This window comes from Flavobacterium humidisoli, assembly GCF_023272795.1.
GTDB classification, from domain to species: Bacteria; Bacteroidota; Bacteroidia; order Flavobacteriales; family Flavobacteriaceae; genus Flavobacterium; species Flavobacterium humidisoli.
Genome location: NZ_CP096829.1, coordinates 634,978 through 653,478 on the forward strand (window position 1 = coordinate 634,978; position 18,501 = coordinate 653,478).

The window sequence follows — 18,501 nt, forward strand, 5'->3', positions numbered from 1 at the left end:
AAAATATTATTTTTAAATGGAAATCAATTAACTTTATAATAGCTAAATAATACCAAAAATAATGAAAGACTTTAACGACCCAAGCGAAGAAATGAAAAACGAATGGGAAAATGATCCGGACTCGTTTTAGCTTTTATTAAATACGGAAAATAACCTTCGCTGCCGATTAATAAATCTAAAATATACTAAACCAAAATTCCCAATTATAAATACTACTTTTGGCTTTTTAGAGTTAAAGTATTTATGTTGAAAAAATTACTGTTTTTGACGGTTTTCTTCTGGTTTTCTGCGCTTCAGGCTCAGGAAACTGAATCACTGTACAAAACCAAAAAAGTAATAGTTTCAAAAGACACCATTCGTCTTGAAAAAGTCTCTATAAATTCTGGATTTTTTCAAATTCTAAATACCAAAAATCAACCAATCGATTCGACTTCTTATAAAGTCAATTTTCAAAAAGGATATTTGCTTTTAAATGAAAATTTTCAATCGGTTTCAGATACCTTAATTGTCAATTATCTTAATTATCCTGATCTCTTAACTAAAGAATACAGCCTTTACAAATCGGAACAAATTGTAAGCGGCGATGTCGGAACAGAGAAACTTTACCGAATAGACAACAATTCAAACACCAAAAAAGTAACCCCTTTTGATGGTTTGGAAACTTCTGGAAGCATTACTCGTGGTATTACGGTTGGCAATAATCAAAGTACGGTTTTAAACTCCAATTTAGACTTGCAGATTACAGGAAAACTTTCAGACAAAGTGAGTTTGAGGGCTTCGCTCCAAGATAATAATATTCCTTTGCAAGATGGCGGTTATTCACAAAAACTGGATCAGTTTGACAATATTTTTATCGAACTTTTTAGCGAAGACTGGAATATTCGCGCCGGCGATGTTTTTTTAGAAAATAGAAAAACGCAATTTTTAGGCTTTAACAAAAAGGTGCAAGGGCTTTCTGCCAACTTTGATTTTGATACCGAAGAAAGCAAAACCAATGTTTTTGCTTCTGTGGCTTTTGTAAAAGGGCAATATGCCAAAAGTACTTTTACGGGTCAAGAAGGAAATCAAGGTCCTTACAAACTAAAAGGTCAAAATGGCGAATTGTATGTTCTTGTTATTTCAGGTTCGGAACGCGTTTATGTAAACGGGGTTTTATTAAAAAGAGGTGAAAACAACGATTATGTGATTGATTACAATGCGGGAGAAATTGTCTTTACTTCGCTTTTTACTATTACTTCAGAAATGCGTATTAATGTAGAATACCAATATTCAGAACGCAATTACAATCGATTAGTCACTTACGCTGGCGCAACACACGAAAATAAAAACTGGAGTTTTGGCGGTTATTTGTATTCTGAAAATGACATGAAAAATCAGCCTTTGCAGCAAAATCTTTCTACAGAACAAGTTCAAATTTTAAGTCAGGCCGGTGATGATATCAATTTGATGAAAGCGCCTTCTGCTTACGAAGATACTTATGCCGAAAATAAAATTTTATATAAAAAGACACTCATCAATTCGGTTGAAGTTTATGAGTATTCGAATAATTCTGCCGATGTTTTGTACAATGTAAGATTTAGCCAAGTTGGTGCAAATGCTGGAAATTATATTATTCAAAACAATAATTCTGTTGAACGAATTTATCAATACATTGAACCTGTCAACGGAATTCTGCAAGGAAATTACGAACCAATTGTACAGCTTGTTGCACCAATGAAACTTCAAGTAGCTACTTTTTTAGGAAAATACAATCCGAATGAAAAAACATTGGTCGATTTTGAATTGGCTGTTAGTAATAATGACCAAAATTTATTTTCTGGAATTGACGATTCTAATAATGAAGGAGTTGCTTTTAAAACCAATCTTAAAAAACGTCTTTTTTCTAGAGACTGGAGCTTAGACGCTTTTGCCAATTATCAATATGTGCAGCAGAATTTTAAATCGGTGGAGCGTTTATACAATATTGAGTTCAATCGCGACTGGAACTTAACGGGAACACTTTATGGCAATCAGAGCCTTTTGGTTACGGGTTTGAATTTTGATTTATTTTCGAAAAAGGAAACTTCAAACATTGGTTTGCTTACTTATCAATTTGAGAAATTAGATTTTAGCGAAAGCTATACTGGCGTACGGCATACCACAAATGCTTTGTTTAAATTGAAAAATTGGACGATCGAAAACAGCGGAAGTTTCTTGAATTCTGATGCCACAGCTTCGACCTCAAAATTCATTAGAAATCAAACGAGAACCAAATATCATTTTGGCAAAAACTGGGTTGGTGGAACTATGCAACTAGAAGACAATCAGGAAAAAGACAAAGTGACCAATCAGTTTTCGGCTTTAAGCCAAAGATTTACAGAATATGGCGTATTTACAGGACGTGGCGACAGCACCAAAGTTTTCGTGGAAGTTGGTTTTCTGCAAAGACGCAACGATAGTTTGCAAAACGGATTATTACAGCACGTTAATAATTCGCAGACTTATTATTTAAGATCAAAATTAATTCAGACCAAGAAGACCGATTTAGCCGTTTATGCGAGTTATCGAAATCTAGATTTTACCGATAAATCTAGACAGAACGAACCTTCTCTAAATTCGAGAGTCTTATACAATGATCGTTTTTTTAATCAGTTCATGCAAATTGGAACAGCTTACGAAACGAGTTCTGGAACTATTGCCCAGCAAGAATTTACATACGTAGAAGTGCCAACAGGACAAGGAGTTTACACTTGGAACGATTATAACGGAAACGGAATTCAGGAATTGGAAGAATTTGAAGTTGCCGTTTACCAAGATCAGGCGAGATATGTTAGAGTATTTTTACCCAATCAGGTTTATATAAAAACCAACCAAAATAAGTTTTCGCAGTCTTTAACTTTGAATCCGCTACAATGGCAGAATGAAAAAGGATTTAAAAAAGTACTGTCTTATTTCTATAATCAGACTTCTTTTATAATGGATCGAAAGATAAAAAGCGAGGGCGAAAAATTAGAACTCAATCCGTTTGATTCCTCAGAAGAAAATATTTTAGGCTTGAATTCCAGTTTTAGAAACAGTTTGTTTTACAATCGAGGCAAACAAAAACATTCTGTAACCTATTCTTATTTGGTCAATAAAGGCAAAAGTCTACTTTCTATTGGTTCGCAAAATGTACAGAATTATTCGCATCAAATTCAATACACTCATTTGTACCAAAAGAGCTGGCTGTTTAATCTCTTTACCAAAACCATTAAAACTGATTTGGTTTCTAAAGATTTTACAGAGAAAAATTATGACATTCAAGGCTGGCAGCTGGCACCGAAAATCAGTTATTTATTTTCCAAAAACACCAAATTGGATTTCTTTTACGAACTTCAAAACAAGAAAAACCAAATTGGAAATCTAGAAACTTTAGACCAAAATAGACTTGGAACTTCTTTTTCTTATGCAGGCGAAAAGAAAGTTACAGTTAATGGAGAATTCTCTTTTTATGAAAATAAATTTAACGGAAATGAATTTTCATCAGTAGGTTTTCAGATGCTGGAAGGGTTACAGGCAGGATCAAATTTAGTTTGGAAACTGCTTCTGCAAAAGAACATTACATCATTTTTGGATGTTAATTTAAATTATCAGGGACGAAAAAGTGAAACTGGAAATACGATTCATACAGGAAATGTCCAGCTTCGTGCATATTTTTAATGTAACACGAAAAAGATGACAATAAATTGCGTAATTTTAATTGAAATTTAAACTTTTAGCCTTATGAAAAAATTAGTATTGTTCTGTTTAATGGTTGTTTTCTCTTCTAATTTTTATGCTCAGGAAACAACTGCAAAAACTGCAAAAAGTAAAACAGAAACTTCAGCAAAAAAAGCAAAAGCAAGTGCCGACAAAGCTTCGGCTGACGCAAAAAAGGAAGCCACAAAATCGAAAAAAGCTGCTGACGATGCAAAAGCCGCATCAACAAAAGCCAAAAAAGAATCGGCTGACGCAGCAAAAAAAACAGCTGACAAAGAAGCAGCAAAAGCCAAAGCCGATGCAAAAAAAGCTACTGTAGAATCTGACAAAGCAAAAACAACTGCCGACAAAGCAAAAAGTACAGCTGATAAAGCCAAAACTGATGCAAAAAAATCGACCGCAAAAGCTGACGCAGCTAAAAAAGATGCAACCACTGCTAAAAAATCAGCCACCAAAACTTTAAAAGAGACGAACGAGAAAGCACCAACTGTACCAGACAAAGTTACTGGCGAATACAATGGCAAAAAAGTATATACTGGTCCAAGAGGCGGTAAATACTATATTAACAAAAATGGAAATAAAACGTATATTCAGGATTAAATTTCTAAGATTCTAAGACGCTGAGATTCTAAGATACTGAGATTAAGAAAATAAGCCGAACTATAAGTTCGGCTTATTTTTTTTAAGCAGAAAACATTTAAACTTAGGGACTTAGAATCTTAGTAGCTTAGAAACTCAGAAATTTAGCACCTTAAATTAATAATTTAGTAATACCCTCGAAATAACACAGAAAACATATTTGTCTATCTTCGTTTTTAAAACGTGTTAAAAATGAGCATAGATTATTCTGCGAATAAAACTATTTTAGTAGCTCCATTAAATTGGGGACTTGGGCATGCCACTCGCTGCATTCCAATTATCAAAGCGCTTCAAGAGAATAATTATATTCCGATTATCGCCTCAGATGGTGTTGCGCTGGCTCTATTACGAAAAGAATTTCCTTATATACAAACTTTAGAATTGCCTTCTTATCATATTGAATATGCCAAGAATGGCAAAAACTTTAAATGGAAGCTGATTAAGAATCTTCCAAAAATGATTACTGCCGTTTTGGATGAGAAAAAAATGGTGAATCATTGGATTAAAAAACACGGCATTGATGGAATAATCTCAGACAATAGATTAGGGGTTTTCAGCAAAAAAGTGCCTTCGGTTTTTATGACTCATCAATTGAATGTAATGACAGGAAACACTACTTGGTTTACGAGTAAATGCCATCAGTATTTCATTAAAAAATACAATGAATGCTGGGTTCCTGATACAAACGGAAATGTTAACTTAACGGGAGATTTAGGTCATTTAAAATCGAACGGACTCAATCTAAAATATATTGGCCCATTGAGCCGAATGAAGAAAAAAGATACTCCGAAAATATATGATTTGATGATTATATTGTCTGGTCCTGAACCTCAGCGTACTTTTTTGGATGAAAAACTACAGAAAGAAGCGGCAAACTATCCCGGAAAAGTTGTTTTTGTACAGGGTCTTGTAGAAAAATCGCAAGAGAAATGGCAAGCTGGAAATGTTACCTATTATAATTTCATGAACTCTAAACAGCTGGAGCAGACTTTTAACGAAAGTGAATTTGTATTGTGCCGTTCGGGTTATACCACTGTTATGGATTTGGCAAAACTAGGCAAAAAAGCTTTTTTTATTCCGACGCCTGGTCAATATGAACAGGAATATCTGGCAATAAAACTTCAGGAAGAAAATCTAGTGCCGTATGCAATGCAGGATGACTTTAGTATTGAAGATTTATCAAAAGTAAAGTCGTTTAAAGGATTATCCCAATTTGAAAATAATATTGATTGGGATTCTTTATTTAAGGTTTTTGAAGATAAAACAGCATAATTGTACCAAACTAGTTTGGCTAAAGCCCAATCATTACAATAAAAAAACCTCCAGTTTTGGCTGGAGGTAATTCAAATTTTATATAAAAATCAGTTTTATCAAGGTCTTTGCGACAACAAATCTGTTCAATCTGTGTCCTCTTAGAAGTTAAACTGTACCTGCATTCTAAGAACATTTCCTTGCTGTCTGTTTACTGGTAAGACGCTGTCTTCAAAAGTTCGGTCTGCTACTACATATTCTGCAGTTAGTTCTAAGGCTTTAATTGGCTGCCATTCTACACCAAATTCAAAATCTCTTACTACATAACTTCTAGCATCTTTTTCGTATTTTTTTCCTCCGTCGTAATATTGGAATTTGGCGAAAGGATAAATATGCTGTTTTTTAATATCCCATTTGTAGTTTAGTAAAACATAACCTCCGTTCAAATCGGTTTGGTCAATAGTGTTGGTAAGTGTGTTATATCGAGGTCCAGTTCCGATGTTGTATTCGGTTTGGATTCCGAATGGTCTTGGATATAAAACGAAAGTCGCTCCAACGCGCTGATCTTTTACATATTGAGGATCATTAACCGTAACTCCTGGCGAAACTTCTCCTGTAAAAGCCCATTTACCTGTGTAGGCCTGAATTCCAGGCTCTATAATCTGGCTTCCAATAACAAAAGGATAGGTAACTCTCGCCACCACATTTAAGTCTCTGTTACCATCTAATTTATTTGCGATTTGACCATTGTAAACACCAAAAGCAAAAACACCAAAATCTCCAGAACCTTTGTAACCATCTCTAACCAGCATTTCGAAACGCTTTCTGATTTCGGCTGGAGCCCAATAAAAGAATACTCCTAAATCACGTTCATTTAAAATTGAAGAGTTGATGGCGTCTGCACGGTCTAAAGTTAAACGCTGTGAACTTGACTGCATATTCTCAAATCCGTATGGAATTTTACTCTGTCCAACACGAACACGATATTCTCTTTTTTTATCAAAAGAAAGATCAAAATACAAGTCACGAATCTGTACGAAATTATTAATTCCGCTAGAAGGCGAACTCGCAAAATCGGGCTGAAAATAGAAAAACACATTTGGATGCACTTGCCCAGAAAATACTAAACGGGCACGGCGAATAAAAAGTCCGTTCTTTGCTTTTGCATCTGGAGCTGTAGAAGTTGTTCCCCAAGATCTATCACATTGCTCGCAAGAAACTTTATCATTTGTAGAAAAAAGACCATTGTATCTAATTTGTGCGTACCCTCTTAAAGAGATTCTATCGTACCAATGTTCTTCAACTCCTCCTCCAGATTTTGTCTCTGGAAGTTTAGCTTTGTTTATAGAATCTAAAATACGCATTACTTCGTTTTTTACATCCTGTTTATTTAATTCTTGCTTATTTGTTTCCTGCGCATTTGCAGCACAAGCTAACAGTAATAAAACGGCTAAAAGTTTTCTTTTTATCATTAGTTCTGTAATTCCCTTAATTTCAGGATGCAAAGATGGAGCACCTATGTTAAGAAATCATTAACCAGATGTTACTATAATAAAAATTTAATGTTATGGCCTAAATCGATATGTTTATTTATTGTTAAACACCTTTGTTTTAGGGCTTTCAGCCAAATCGACGTTACGATTTTTTAACGTCCGTTTTTGATGTTTTATTTGCTTTTTCGAGCGTAAAAGAGAATTCAGAACCAATTCCGAACTCACTTTCTACATAAACTTTCTCTTTATGCGCTTCAATAATATGCTTTACAATCGCTAATCCTAAACCAGAACCACCTTCAGATCTTGTTCCGCTTTTATCCACTCGGTAAAAACGCTCAAAAAGTCTTGGAATATTTTGCTTTTCGACACCTTCACCATTATCACTAATACGAATTAAGACTTTTTTCTTCGTTAAATTAACTACCCCAACTTCAGTTAAACCACCTTCTTTTCCGTACTTAATAGAATTTACAATCAGATTTTCCAGCACTTGCTGTATTCTGTCCTGATCTCCTCGAATCATTACCGACTGGACATTTTTACTTTCAAAAGCCAACTTGATTTTCTTTTTATCAGCTTTCATTTCAAGCAGTTCAAAGACATTCTGAATTAATACGACAATATCAAAATCGGTCATATTCAAATCTAAATCGCCCGATTCTAATTTGGTAATCATGTCCAAATCTTCTACTATATAGATAAGGCGCTCTACACCTTTTTCGGCGCGTTTTAAATATTTCTTTCTGATATTTTTATCGTCCATTGCTCCATCAAGCAAAGTTGAAACATAACCTTGAACGGTAAACAACGGTGTTTTGAGTTCGTGCGAAACATTTCCTAAAAACTCTCTTCTATATTGCTCACGAATTTCGAGCATTTCGATTTCGAGTTTTTTATCGGTCGCAAACTTTTTCACTTCACGCGAAAGCGTTTCCATATCGGTATTAATCGGTTGATTGATTAATGTTGTTGATTCTAACAACGAAACCTCATCGTAAATTTTCTTTACTCTTCGGTAAATAAATCGTTCTACACGATATTGCAAAACCAGAAAAGAGAAAATATAGATTACGATAATGAAAATTATTCCAAACGCAACTTGATGTTTTAATTGATTTTTATAAAATAACGACATTAATATCAGTACAAATCCTGTTGTAAAGAGACTGATATACAATGCCGATTTTATGGCGAATTTGTATGTTTTCTTAAAATTAATTTTCATTGATAATTTTAACCATTAAGAGATTATTATGTTTTACCATATAAGTGATATAAGTTCATTTAAATAGAACGCTCATTCTTTCATACCATAAAAATAAGAATTTAAAAAGTTCATCTTATCAAAGTTTGAGCTTTGACAAAGATGAACTTAGTATAGTATAACAAAAAGTACGTTCTATAATTTAGATGAACTTATATCACTTATATGGTTCAAATTTTTATTGACTGTTTATACTTCAAATTTATAGCCAACTCCTTTAATTGTTTTAAAAAGATCTTCGCCTATTTTTTCACGCAGTTTTCTGATGTGAACATCGATTGTTCTTCCTCCAACCACAACTTCGTTACCCCAAACTTTATCCAGGATTTCGTCTCTTTTAAAAACTTTGCCTGGTTTTGAAGCCAATAGATAAAATAATTCGAATTCTTTTCTTGGCAAAGCAATTTCTACATTGCCTTTTATAATTTTGTATTCCTCACGGTTAATCTCGATTCCGCCAACATTTAAAGTATCTGTAACAACTTCTTGTTCTTTTAACCTTCTTAACAGCGCCTTTACTTTTGAGACCAACAATTTTGGCTTGATTGGCTTAGTAATATAGTCATCGGCACCTGCATCAAAACCAGCTACTTGAGAATAATCTTCACTTCTTGCTGTAAGGAATGTTATGATAACATTATTTAATTCTGGAATTTTTCTAATATGCTCGCAAGCTTCCATTCCGTCCATTTCTGCCATCATCACGTCCATAATGATTAATTCTGGCAGCTCTTTCTGTGCTTTTGCTATAGCATCTTTTCCATTAGAAGCTGTAACAATCTGATAGCCTTCCTGAGCAAGGTTATAGCCAACGATTTCTAAGATATCTGGTTCGTCGTCAACTAATAAAATCTTAGTTTGTGTTTTTTTCATAAATAGCAAAAATTGAGATTTTTATATCGAAACTTTTTCATTAAACATTCGATATTTCTTATTTCACAGGGTAAATATACTAACAAAAGAACCTTTAAAAAATGGTGTTAACCGTAATTTAATCTCGTAACAATTTGATAATCTTAACAACACAAAAACATAACAAGTCGGTAACATGGACTTCACAGAGCGGTTCTTTCTTTGCACAAAAATAATAAGACACAAACACAACACTGAAAAAAAATGAAATTCAATTTAAGATTTCTCTTTATTGCATTATTTATCTGTACGATTTCGATCGCGCAAAACAAAGGTACGATTTCTGGAGTTCTGACTGACAAAGATATGAACAACGCATCGCTGCCATTTGCTAATGTTTTAGTTAAAGGTACAAATATTAGCGTAAATACGGACGTAGATGGAAAATATTCATTAAGCGTAAATCCTGGAAATTATACTTTAATCTTTAGTTTTTTAGGATATGAATCTGTAGAAGCTCCTGTTGCTGTAAAAGCAAACGAAACTGTAACGGTTAATCAAGGGCTTTCAGCAGGAAGTTATACTCTTAAAGATGTAGTGGTTCAAGCTTCAACTGGAAGCAAACAAAAAGAATCTGCTTTACTTTTGGAACAAAAGAATGCTGTAGATATTAAACAATCTATTGGCGCGCAAGAGCTTTCTAGAAAAGGAGTTAGCGATGTTGCAGCTGCAGTTTCTAAAACTACTGGTATTACAAAACAGGAAGGTTCTGGAAATATTTTCGTAAGAGGTTTAGGCGATCGTTACAACTCTACAACAATGAACGGATTACCAATTCCGTCAAACGATCCTGAAAAGAAAAACATCAATCTTGAAATTTTCTCTACCGATATCTTAGAATATGTTTCTATTGACAAAGTTTACAGCAGTAAACTATATGGAGATTTTGCTGGAGGAAACGTAGATATCATTTCTAAAGATTACAAAGGAAACGGATATTTTAAAATCGAAATGGGTTCTAATGTAAACACAAACGCATTAGCTGAAAAAGATTTTAAATTACAAAGAGGTATCAACAGCTTCGGATTTGATAATCCTTCAGTTCCAAACAACCCGCTTACTCAATACAACTACAACACTTTACAAATGGATGGAAAAAATCCGTTTGCTGGTTCGCTAGGGATATCAGGAGGAAAATCTTTTAATGTTGGTGATGGTGGAAAATTAAGTTTTTTCGCTACAGCTAATTTTAGCAACGAATACAACTCTATTCGTAACGCTACTGCAAAAGGTGGTGTAAACGGTGCTGGAGTTGCAAACAAAGATTTCTACTCGTATACTGACATGGGTTACCAAACAAACTCTACAGGTTTATTGAATGTGGGTTATAAAATTAACTCTGATAACAAAGTAAGCTTTAATACTGTTTACATTAATACTTCTTCTCAATCTAAAGAAGAATATGCTGGATACATTGTGGATCTTGCCAACAACGGAAATGGTTTAATTCGTCGTTTTAACTACGAGAAAAACAGTCTTTGGATCAACCAATTACTTGGAGATCACAAATTAAGCGACAGATCTAAATTAAACTGGGGAGCATCTTACAACATCATTGATGGTTCTATGCCAGATAGAGCACAAAATACTTTTAGAAACGAACCAACTGGTTATGTATTATCTTCTATCTCTAGACCAGACAACCACAGATATTTTCAAAAGTTGAAAGAAGACGAATTAGCAGGTAATATTTCTGTAGATTACAAATTCAACAAAAATTCTGATGACGAATACAAAGGAAAATTCACATTAGGAGCAAGCGGAAGAATTAAAAACAGAAACTTTGAGGCTTCTCAATTTAATTTCTTATCTCAGCCAGGTTATACCAACACAATTGTTGATCCAAATAACTTAGATTTATTCTACAACGAAACAAACTTAAACAACGGATACTTCAACATTTCTACTTTTAGAGGAAACTCTCAAGTATCAAATGCTTTAGATCCTCAAACTTATGATGGTAAACAAACAATCTTTGGAGGTTACTTAAACACAGAATACAAATTCAATCCAAAATTAACAGCCGTTTTAGGTTTACGTGCAGAATCAATTGTTCAAAATGTAGATTGGAACACTCAATTAGGAGATGTTGGAAGCGATGAGTTAAGCAAAGTAGCATTCTTGCCAAGCTTAACAATGAAATATGAATTGAACGAAAAACAAAATTTACGTTTAGGTTTCAGTAAAACATATACATTGCCTCAATTTAAAGAAAGAGCATTATTTGTTTACGAAGAAGTATTACAAGTAAAAGTGGGTAACCCTTACTTATATGAATCTGATGATTACAACTTAGATCTTAAATGGGAAATGTTCCCAACTAGTGACGAGTTAATTTCATTCACTGCTTTTGGAAAGTACATTCTTAACCCAATGAACGAAGTTACAATTGCTTCTTCTTCTAATGATATCTCTTACATTAACACAGGAGATTATGGATATGTAGCCGGAGCTGAAGTAGAATACCGTAAAATGCTTTTCAATTTTGACGAAGTAAATGCAAAAAAATTATCTGCTGGTATTAACGCATCTTACTTACATACAAGTCAAGAGTTAAACTCAGACAAAGTTGATAGAGAAACAGACTACCAAGTTGTATTTACAAACTCTAAAAGCCAATTTACTGGAGCTTCAGATTTATTGCTAAACGCTGACCTTTCTTACTTAGCAGAATGGGAAAATGATAGAAGTTTAAACACAACCGTTGCTTATACTTATTTCTCAGATCGTATCAACGCAATAGGAACAAACGGAAGAGGAGACTTAGTTGACAAAGCTTTTGGTTCATTAGATTTTATTGCTAAATCTAAATTAAACAAAAACTTAGGATTAGATTTCGTAGTAAAAAACATTCTTGATCCAAAAATCAATAGAGTCCAAGAAAATGCTTCTGGAGATGTGAATGTATTATCATATAAAAAAGGATTAGGATTAAGCTTCAAACTTAATTACACTTTCTAATCTAATACAAGAAACAGTTATAGATAAGAGGTCAGTTTAACAACTGGCCTCTTTTTATTTCTACTATATAAAAACACGCAGGTTCTGGGCTTGCAAAAGCAGTTCATTTTCAATTTACAAACCTAACATTTACTTAATATTAAATACGGTTTTTATTAAACTAACAATCACGGTTTCTTAACATCTAAAAAAGATTTCTATTCCATCTTTGCCTCAAGAAATTAAACACAAAAATTACAACACAATTATGAAAAACTCAATTGTAAAATTAATTGGAATTGTCACTTTATCTGCAGGTTTAATGACAAGCTGCTCTAGTGACGACAACAACAAACCATCATCTTCATTTGTTGTTAACGCAAATGATTTTAAAGGAACAATTACTGACGGAGAAGTAGTTCTTGATGCAGGAACAACTTACAAACTAACAGGAAAAATTCAAGTTAACTCTGGCGCTACTCTTACTATTCCTGCTGGAACAGTAATTCAAGGAGTTGGAGGTACATCTGCTTATATCGCAATCGCACAAGGAGGTAAAATCAACGTAAACGGAACAGCTGCAAAACCTGTTATCATGACATCTGGTTTAGCTACTAAAGCTCCTGGAGACTGGGGTGGATTAGTAATCTGTGGAAAAGCTCCAATCAACCGTACATCTGGCGGTACAGGAACTGCTCAATCTGAAGTTGCTGACTTAACTTATGGTGGAACTGTTGCTAATGATAACTCTGGAGTTATTAAATTCTTAAGAATCGAGTACGCTGGTGCTGCATTCAACACAGAAAAAGAATTCAACGCACTTTCTTTCTTCGGAGTTGGTTCAGGTACAGTTGTTGAAAACGTACAAGCTTTCCACGGTTCTGATGACGGATTCGAATTCTTCGGTGGAACTGTAAATACTTCTAACTTAGTTGCTATTGGTAACGAAGATGATCAATTTGACTGGACTGAAGGATGGTCTGGAACTAACACTAACTGGTATGGTAAATTAGCTTTCGGAAAAGGAAACAGAGGAATTGAAGCTGATAACTTCGAATTAGGATATGCTAATACTCCAATCGCTAACCCAACAATCACTAACATGACTCTTGTTGGACCTGGAAGCGCTGCAGATGCAACTGTTTACACTGAAAACCAAGGTATCAAATTCAGAAGAGGAACTAAAGGTCAAGTTTCTAACGTAGTTTTAAGCGGATGGAAAACTGGTATCGATGTTGAAAACGATGAGACTATCGCTTTCGTACCATCAGCTTTAAAAGTTTCAAACGTACTTTACGTTGCTGATGTACCTACAAAAACTAAAGGAAAGAAAACAGACGGAACTTCTGCTGACGTAGCTGCTGTATCAGTAGAATCTGCTACTGCAACTGGAGCTGGAGCTGGTGTTGCTCAACCAACATGGGCTGCTGGATGGACAGTAGGTTTCTAATCTCTTCGAATACATAATGTTAAAAACATCCTAAATATTTAGGATGTTTTTTTTTGGCGTACTTTTTGTATTTTTTTTTGTATATTTACATTAATCAAATACATGCGATGGCAAAAAACTACTTTTATATTACTTTCTTATTGGCATTTTTCTTCACTGTTAGCGTTTCAGCTCAGGACAGCAAGCAATTACCAAAAACTCAAGAATCTACTTCTATCGAGGGTCTTAGCCTGTATCCTAATCCAGTAACAAACGGAAAAGTCTATATCTCATCTAAAAACGATTTAGAGAAAGAAATTATTGTGTTTGACATCTTAGGAAAAAAAGTATTGCAAGCACATTTAGTATCACGAGAATTAAGTGTTTCCGAACTGCCACCCGGTGTTTATATCATTAAAATAAGTGAACAGAATGCATCGGCAACCCGAAAACTCATTATAAGATAAAAGCTCCTTTTGGAGCTTTTTTTTGTTTACAGTATTCGATCCCAGTTCTCGGTTTACAAACTGCACCTGAAAACTGCGACTGAAAACCAAAAAATAATATCTTTGCAAAAAAAAGTTTTGATTACACCGAGCGATATCTTTACCATTTCAAGTCAGAAACAATTTGAAAAAATAGCATTAAAAGTGTTTCGTTTTCAGCACGAGAACAACAAAGTTTATCGCGACTTTTGTGATTTTTTAAAAATCAATCCACAGCAGGTAAAATCACTCCAACAAATTCCATTTTTGCCCATTCAGTTTTTCAAAAGTCATGATGTAGTTTCTAATACAGATCCTATACAAGTAACTTTTACCAGCAGCGGAACAACTGGGATGATTACAAGTAGGCATTTAGTGACCGATATTTCCCTATATGAGGAAAGTTACCGCAAAGGATTTTCGCAATTTTACGGGAATATCGAAGATTACGTTGTTTTAGCTCTTTTGCCGTCTTATTTAGAACGCGAAGGCTCTTCGTTAATTTATATGGTAGAAGATTTAATAAAACTCTCCAATCAGCCTGAAAGCGGGTTTTATTTACACAATCATGAAGACCTAATCAAAAAACTTCTTGAATTGGACGAAGCGGGTCAAAATGTAATCTTAATTGGAGTTACATACGCTTTATTAGATTTGATTGAAAAACATCAATTCAACCTACAAAATACCATTATTATGGAAACTGGAGGAATGAAAGGAAAACGCAAAGAAATGATTCGCGAAGAATTGCACGAAATACTTTGTAAAGGTTTCGGTGTTTCCTCTATTCATTCCGAATATGGAATGACCGAACTTTTAGCGCAAGCATATTCTTTAGGCCAAGGTGTTTTTGAGTGTCCTACTTGGATGAACATTTTAGTTCGCGATCCCGAAGATGCTCTCACTTACGTGAAAGACGGAAAAACTGGAGGAATAAACGTAATTGATTTGGCCAATATCAATTCATGTTCTTTTATTGCTACACAAGATCTAGGCAAAAAAAATCCCAACAACTCTTTTGAAGTATTGGGACGTTTTGATAATTCTGATATTCGTGGTTGCAATTTGATGGTTCTTTAAAATAGAACATATTTTTTTTAATGACACATTCGTAAGATTATACATAATTTATTAACTCATTGTTAATATAAAAAAAATACTACAATTATATTTAAAAGATATTTTTATTCAAATTTTAAATATAATTATGATGAAAAAAATTACTTTCTTACTTATGCTTAGTTTTTTAAACTTAAAAGCATGGTCGCAAAACCCAAATTACAGATATCATGAACTTCAAGATTTAGGCACTACCATAGAGTGGGCTATTTCTATTGAATGTACACATCATTTCCAGCCTCTAAGGGTCCTTGATGTCAATCTAAAACAAAATTTCAAATTAGAAGTTGGTAAAATTTATAAAGTAGATTTAGGATTACCTGCAAACTATGGAACACGATATTACAAAGTTACTTATGCTGGGGATTCAGGAGTTGACAAAGGAGATGAAATAGACACTCCTCCTAATTTCGGTTTACCAATAACCGATTTGTGCAATTCTTTATCTTGGAAATTTATTAGACCAATATTATTAGGATCAACTCTACAAGAAGCGCAAAGTAACTACTGTACAAATTTAACAGCTAATAGTACGAGAGAAAAAGTAAATATTAAAATAACCCAATCATTAATTATAGGCAGTGTTTACTTTATGGATTTTGGAAAGGGTGCAAATTACTACCTTATAGATGGGTCAAGTCCAGAAAATGGCGATGCTGACTATGAATTTGATCCTACAATTGCCAACAGCGTCTTTTCTCCTACTACATTAAATTGTCCAAAACCAGATTTACAAGCTAACGCTGTAGATTGCGGGTCTGCAACAATGGCCACTGGAACAACTTTCACAGCAGTTTATTCTCTGAAAAACATCGGTGGCAGATCATTTTCACCATCTCACTGCTTAATTTACTTTTCTAAAGGCAATTCAACTCTAAGTGCTGATGATATATTAATCAAAGATATCACCATTGACCCATTGAATCCTAGTGAAATTAAATATGGAACACCATCTATAACGATTCCTGCGAATATTAGCGGTGGTATCTACTATGCAATTATGCAATTAGTTAATAGCGAAGAAACAAATACTAGCAATAATATCGTTTCGTCTACATCATCATTCATTATTAACCAAACAACAACACCAGCAGGAAAACCAGATTTAGTTATTGATCCAACAAATACGATTATTTTTAGCAATTGTTTTGATTGCAGTGCAGCGCTTAGTGATTTAGGAAGCAAAAGACACACAATAAATAATCAGTCTGGAATTATCAATTTACAATCAATAACTATTAAAAATACAGGAAGCGCTACATCAACTCCTTCTACTCTTCAGTTTTATTTATCTTCAGACGGTGTTCTTGATTCGGCTGACATAAAATCTACTGCTAGCGCTATCTCAATACCTGCAATAAACGCAGGAGCGTCAATTTCTGTTTCTAAATCTATTTTCTCTTCTGATTTTGGTGGCCTAACAGTTACCGGAAATCGAAACATCCTTATTTCAGTTGACGATTCTAAAACAAATACAGAATCAAATGAAAATAACAACATAATACCTATACCTGTAACTTTCGTTAACCCTTTTGCGAGAACAGCACAATCAAGTTCAGAAACTGAAGAAATTACTCAGCCTTACTCTATCAATGTTTACAATTTTGATGGACAAAAAGTATTAACTAAAGAAGTTACTTCTAAAGAAGAAGAGGACAAATCTCTTGATTCTTTAAAAACTGGAATTTACATCATCAAATCAAAAGGTGAGACTCGAAAAGTTCTAAAAAAATAAATCTTACTTATTATAAAAAGAAAGGCATCCTGTTTTGTAGGATGCCTTTTTTATTTCAAATTAAAAATATTTTGTTTTCGAAGTTATACAACACGAATAACAAAATAATTTTTCTTTCCGCTTTGTAATAATACAAACTGATCGTTAATTAAATCATTTGCCGTTAAAACGAAATCTTCTTTTATTTTCTCTCTGTTTACAGAAATTGAGTTTGCTGTTAAAGCTCTTCTTGCTTCTCCGTTTGATTTAAAAAAACCTGTTTTTTCATTTAAAACAGTAATAATTTCCAATCCATTTTCTAAATCTGCTTTTGCGATTTCAGCTTGAGGAACTCCGTCAAAAACTTCTAAGAAAGTTTTTTCATCCAATTTTTTTAAATCTTCAGCAGTAGAACTTCCAAACAAAATATTTGAAGCTTGAATTGCTTTCTCTAAAGCCTCTTTCCCATGTACAAAAGCTGTAATTTCTTCTGCTAATTTTTTCTGTAAAATCCATAAATGTGGCGCTTGATCATGCTCTTCAATTAAAGCATCTATTAGATCTTTATCTAAAAAAGTAAAGATTTTAATATATTTCTTCGCGTCAATATCAGTTACTTTCAGCCAAAATTGGTAAAATGCATAAACAGAAGTTTTATCAGCGTCTAACCAAACATTTCCTCCTTCAGATTTCCCAAATTTAGATCCGTCTGCTTTTGTAATCAAAGGAGTTGTCAAAGCATAAGCCTTTGCATTCTCACCTCCCATTCTGCGCACTAATTCTGTACCTGTGGTAATATTACCCCATTGGTCAGAACCTCCCATTTGTAGAATACAGTTGTTGTTTTTATATAAATGATAAAAATCGTAACCTTGAATTAATTGGTATGTAAACTCTGTAAAAGACATTCCTTCACCTTCTCCGCTAAATCTCTTTTTTACAGAATCTTTAGCCATCATGTAATTTACAGTGATTCTTTTTCCAACTTCACGTGCAAAATCAATAAAAGAGAATTCTTTCATCCAATCGTAGTTATTCACCATTACTGGCGCATTTGCTTCGGTTGAATTAAAATCCAAGAAACGAGACAAAACACTTTTGATTCCAGCTACGTTTTTAGCCAGAGCTACTTCATCAAGCAAGTTTCTTTCATCAGATTTACCAGAAGGGTCACCAATCATTCCTGTTGCCCCACCTACTAAAGCAATCGGTCTGTGTCCGAAATTCTTTAGATGAACCAATAAAATAATCTGAACCATACTTCCGATGTGCAGTGAATCTGCCGTTGGATCAAAACCGATATAGGCAGTGGTAGCTTCTTTTAGCAATTGTTCTTCCGTTCCAGGCATACTATCATGGTATAACCCTCGCCATTTTAATTCTTCAACTAGATTCTTCATTTTTTTAAATAATTTGCGCAAATATAAGGATTGTGAATTGCAATATCAAAACGGTTTGCCACAAAGGCACTAAGACACAAAGTTTTTTATTTCCATAAAATTTAATCATTTAAACAAAGGATATATTAAATACAT

Annotated in this window: 12 protein-coding genes; 8 read left to right on the forward strand and 4 right to left on the reverse strand. The window is 33.8% G+C overall.

Features of this window, described 5'->3' with window-relative positions; translation table 11 throughout:
* Positions 1–243: 243 nt before the first annotated feature.
* The 3 genes from M0M44_RS03025 to M0M44_RS03035 all read left to right on the forward strand — a co-directional run bounded on the left by M0M44_RS03025 (position 244) and on the right by M0M44_RS03035 (position 5,628).
* Positions 244–3,678: a hypothetical protein gene (locus M0M44_RS03025; RefSeq protein ID WP_248728449.1), complete on the forward strand. Its 3,435-nt coding sequence runs from the start codon at positions 244–246 to the stop codon at positions 3,676–3,678.
* A 63-nt stretch (positions 3,679–3,741) separates the two neighbouring features.
* The gene (locus tag M0M44_RS03030) at positions 3,742–4,317 is read left to right on the forward strand and encodes a hypothetical protein (RefSeq protein WP_248728450.1); all 576 of its coding nucleotides are present in this window, start codon (positions 3,742–3,744) and stop codon (positions 4,315–4,317) included.
* Between the two features lie 231 nt (positions 4,318–4,548).
* On the forward strand, positions 4,549–5,628 hold the full coding sequence (locus tag M0M44_RS03035; RefSeq protein WP_248728451.1) for a glycosyltransferase: 1,080 nt from the start codon (positions 4,549–4,551) through the stop codon (positions 5,626–5,628).
* 140 nt (positions 5,629–5,768) lie between these two features.
* Here M0M44_RS03035 and M0M44_RS03040 read toward each other — a convergent pair whose 3' ends face one another.
* From M0M44_RS03040 to M0M44_RS03050, 3 genes are all read right to left on the reverse strand, one after another.
* Positions 5,769–7,079: a porin gene (locus M0M44_RS03040; protein WP_248728452.1), complete on the reverse strand. Its 1,311-nt coding sequence runs from the start codon at positions 7,077–7,079 to the stop codon at positions 5,769–5,771.
* Between the two features lie 163 nt (positions 7,080–7,242).
* Entirely contained in the window at positions 7,243–8,328 is a 1,086-nt protein-coding gene (locus tag M0M44_RS03045) for a sensor histidine kinase (RefSeq protein ID WP_248728453.1), read from the reverse strand.
* A 228-nt stretch (positions 8,329–8,556) separates the two neighbouring features.
* Entirely contained in the window at positions 8,557–9,240 is a 684-nt protein-coding gene (locus M0M44_RS03050) for a response regulator transcription factor (protein WP_008465097.1), read from the reverse strand.
* A 243-nt stretch (positions 9,241–9,483) separates the two neighbouring features.
* Here M0M44_RS03050 and M0M44_RS03055 point away from each other — a divergent pair, with 243 nt between their 5' ends.
* The 5 genes from M0M44_RS03055 (at position 9,484) to M0M44_RS03075 (ending at position 16,987) form a co-directional block, all read left to right on the forward strand.
* Positions 9,484–12,240 (forward strand): TonB-dependent receptor, encoded by a 2,757-nt coding sequence (locus M0M44_RS03055; RefSeq protein WP_248728454.1) that lies wholly within the window; start codon positions 9,484–9,486, stop codon positions 12,238–12,240.
* Between the two features lie 247 nt (positions 12,241–12,487).
* Positions 12,488–13,669: a hypothetical protein gene (locus tag M0M44_RS03060; protein ID WP_248728455.1), complete on the forward strand. Its 1,182-nt coding sequence runs from the start codon at positions 12,488–12,490 to the stop codon at positions 13,667–13,669.
* 107 nt (positions 13,670–13,776) lie between these two features.
* Entirely contained in the window at positions 13,777–14,115 is a 339-nt protein-coding gene (locus M0M44_RS03065; RefSeq protein WP_248728456.1) for a T9SS type A sorting domain-containing protein, read from the forward strand.
* A 93-nt stretch (positions 14,116–14,208) separates the two neighbouring features.
* Positions 14,209–15,213, forward strand: a complete 1,005-nt coding sequence (locus M0M44_RS03070) for a LuxE/PaaK family acyltransferase (protein ID WP_256469812.1) — start codon at positions 14,209–14,211, stop codon at positions 15,211–15,213.
* 127 nt (positions 15,214–15,340) lie between these two features.
* Positions 15,341–16,987 (forward strand): CARDB domain-containing protein, encoded by a 1,647-nt coding sequence (locus M0M44_RS03075; RefSeq protein ID WP_248728457.1) that lies wholly within the window; start codon positions 15,341–15,343, stop codon positions 16,985–16,987.
* Positions 16,988–17,070: 83 nt separating this feature from the next.
* Here the strand turns inward: M0M44_RS03075 and tyrS are convergent, their stop codons facing one another.
* Complete coding sequence (gene tyrS / locus M0M44_RS03080; RefSeq protein ID WP_248728458.1) at positions 17,071–18,366, reverse strand: tyrosine--tRNA ligase; 1,296 nt, start codon at positions 18,364–18,366, stop codon at positions 17,071–17,073.
* Positions 18,367–18,501: the final 135 nt, after the last annotated feature.

Bases quoted from the DNA above. Each gene is read 5' to 3' on its own strand.
- M0M44_RS03075 (WP_248728457.1), top strand. From the start codon at position 15,341: ATGATGAAAAAAATTACTTTCTTACTTATGCTTAGTTTTTTAAACTTA.
- M0M44_RS03055 (WP_248728454.1), top strand. From the start codon at position 9,484: ATGAAATTCAATTTAAGATTTCTCTTTATTGCATTATTTATCTGTACG.
- M0M44_RS03045 (WP_248728453.1), bottom strand. From the start codon at position 8,328: ATGAAAATTAATTTTAAGAAAACATACAAATTCGCCATAAAATCGGCA.
- tyrS (WP_248728458.1), bottom strand. From the start codon at position 18,366: ATGAAGAATCTAGTTGAAGAATTAAAATGGCGAGGGTTATACCATGAT.
- M0M44_RS03025 (WP_248728449.1), top strand. From the start codon at position 244: ATGTTGAAAAAATTACTGTTTTTGACGGTTTTCTTCTGGTTTTCTGCG.
- M0M44_RS03035 (WP_248728451.1), top strand. From the start codon at position 4,549: ATGAGCATAGATTATTCTGCGAATAAAACTATTTTAGTAGCTCCATTA.
- M0M44_RS03040 (WP_248728452.1), bottom strand. From the start codon at position 7,079: ATGATAAAAAGAAAACTTTTAGCCGTTTTATTACTGTTAGCTTGTGCT.
- M0M44_RS03030 (WP_248728450.1), top strand. From the start codon at position 3,742: ATGAAAAAATTAGTATTGTTCTGTTTAATGGTTGTTTTCTCTTCTAAT.
- M0M44_RS03060 (WP_248728455.1), top strand. From the start codon at position 12,488: ATGAAAAACTCAATTGTAAAATTAATTGGAATTGTCACTTTATCTGCA.
- M0M44_RS03050 (WP_008465097.1), bottom strand. From the start codon at position 9,240: ATGAAAAAAACACAAACTAAGATTTTATTAGTTGACGACGAACCAGAT.
- M0M44_RS03065 (WP_248728456.1), top strand. From the start codon at position 13,777: ATGGCAAAAAACTACTTTTATATTACTTTCTTATTGGCATTTTTCTTC.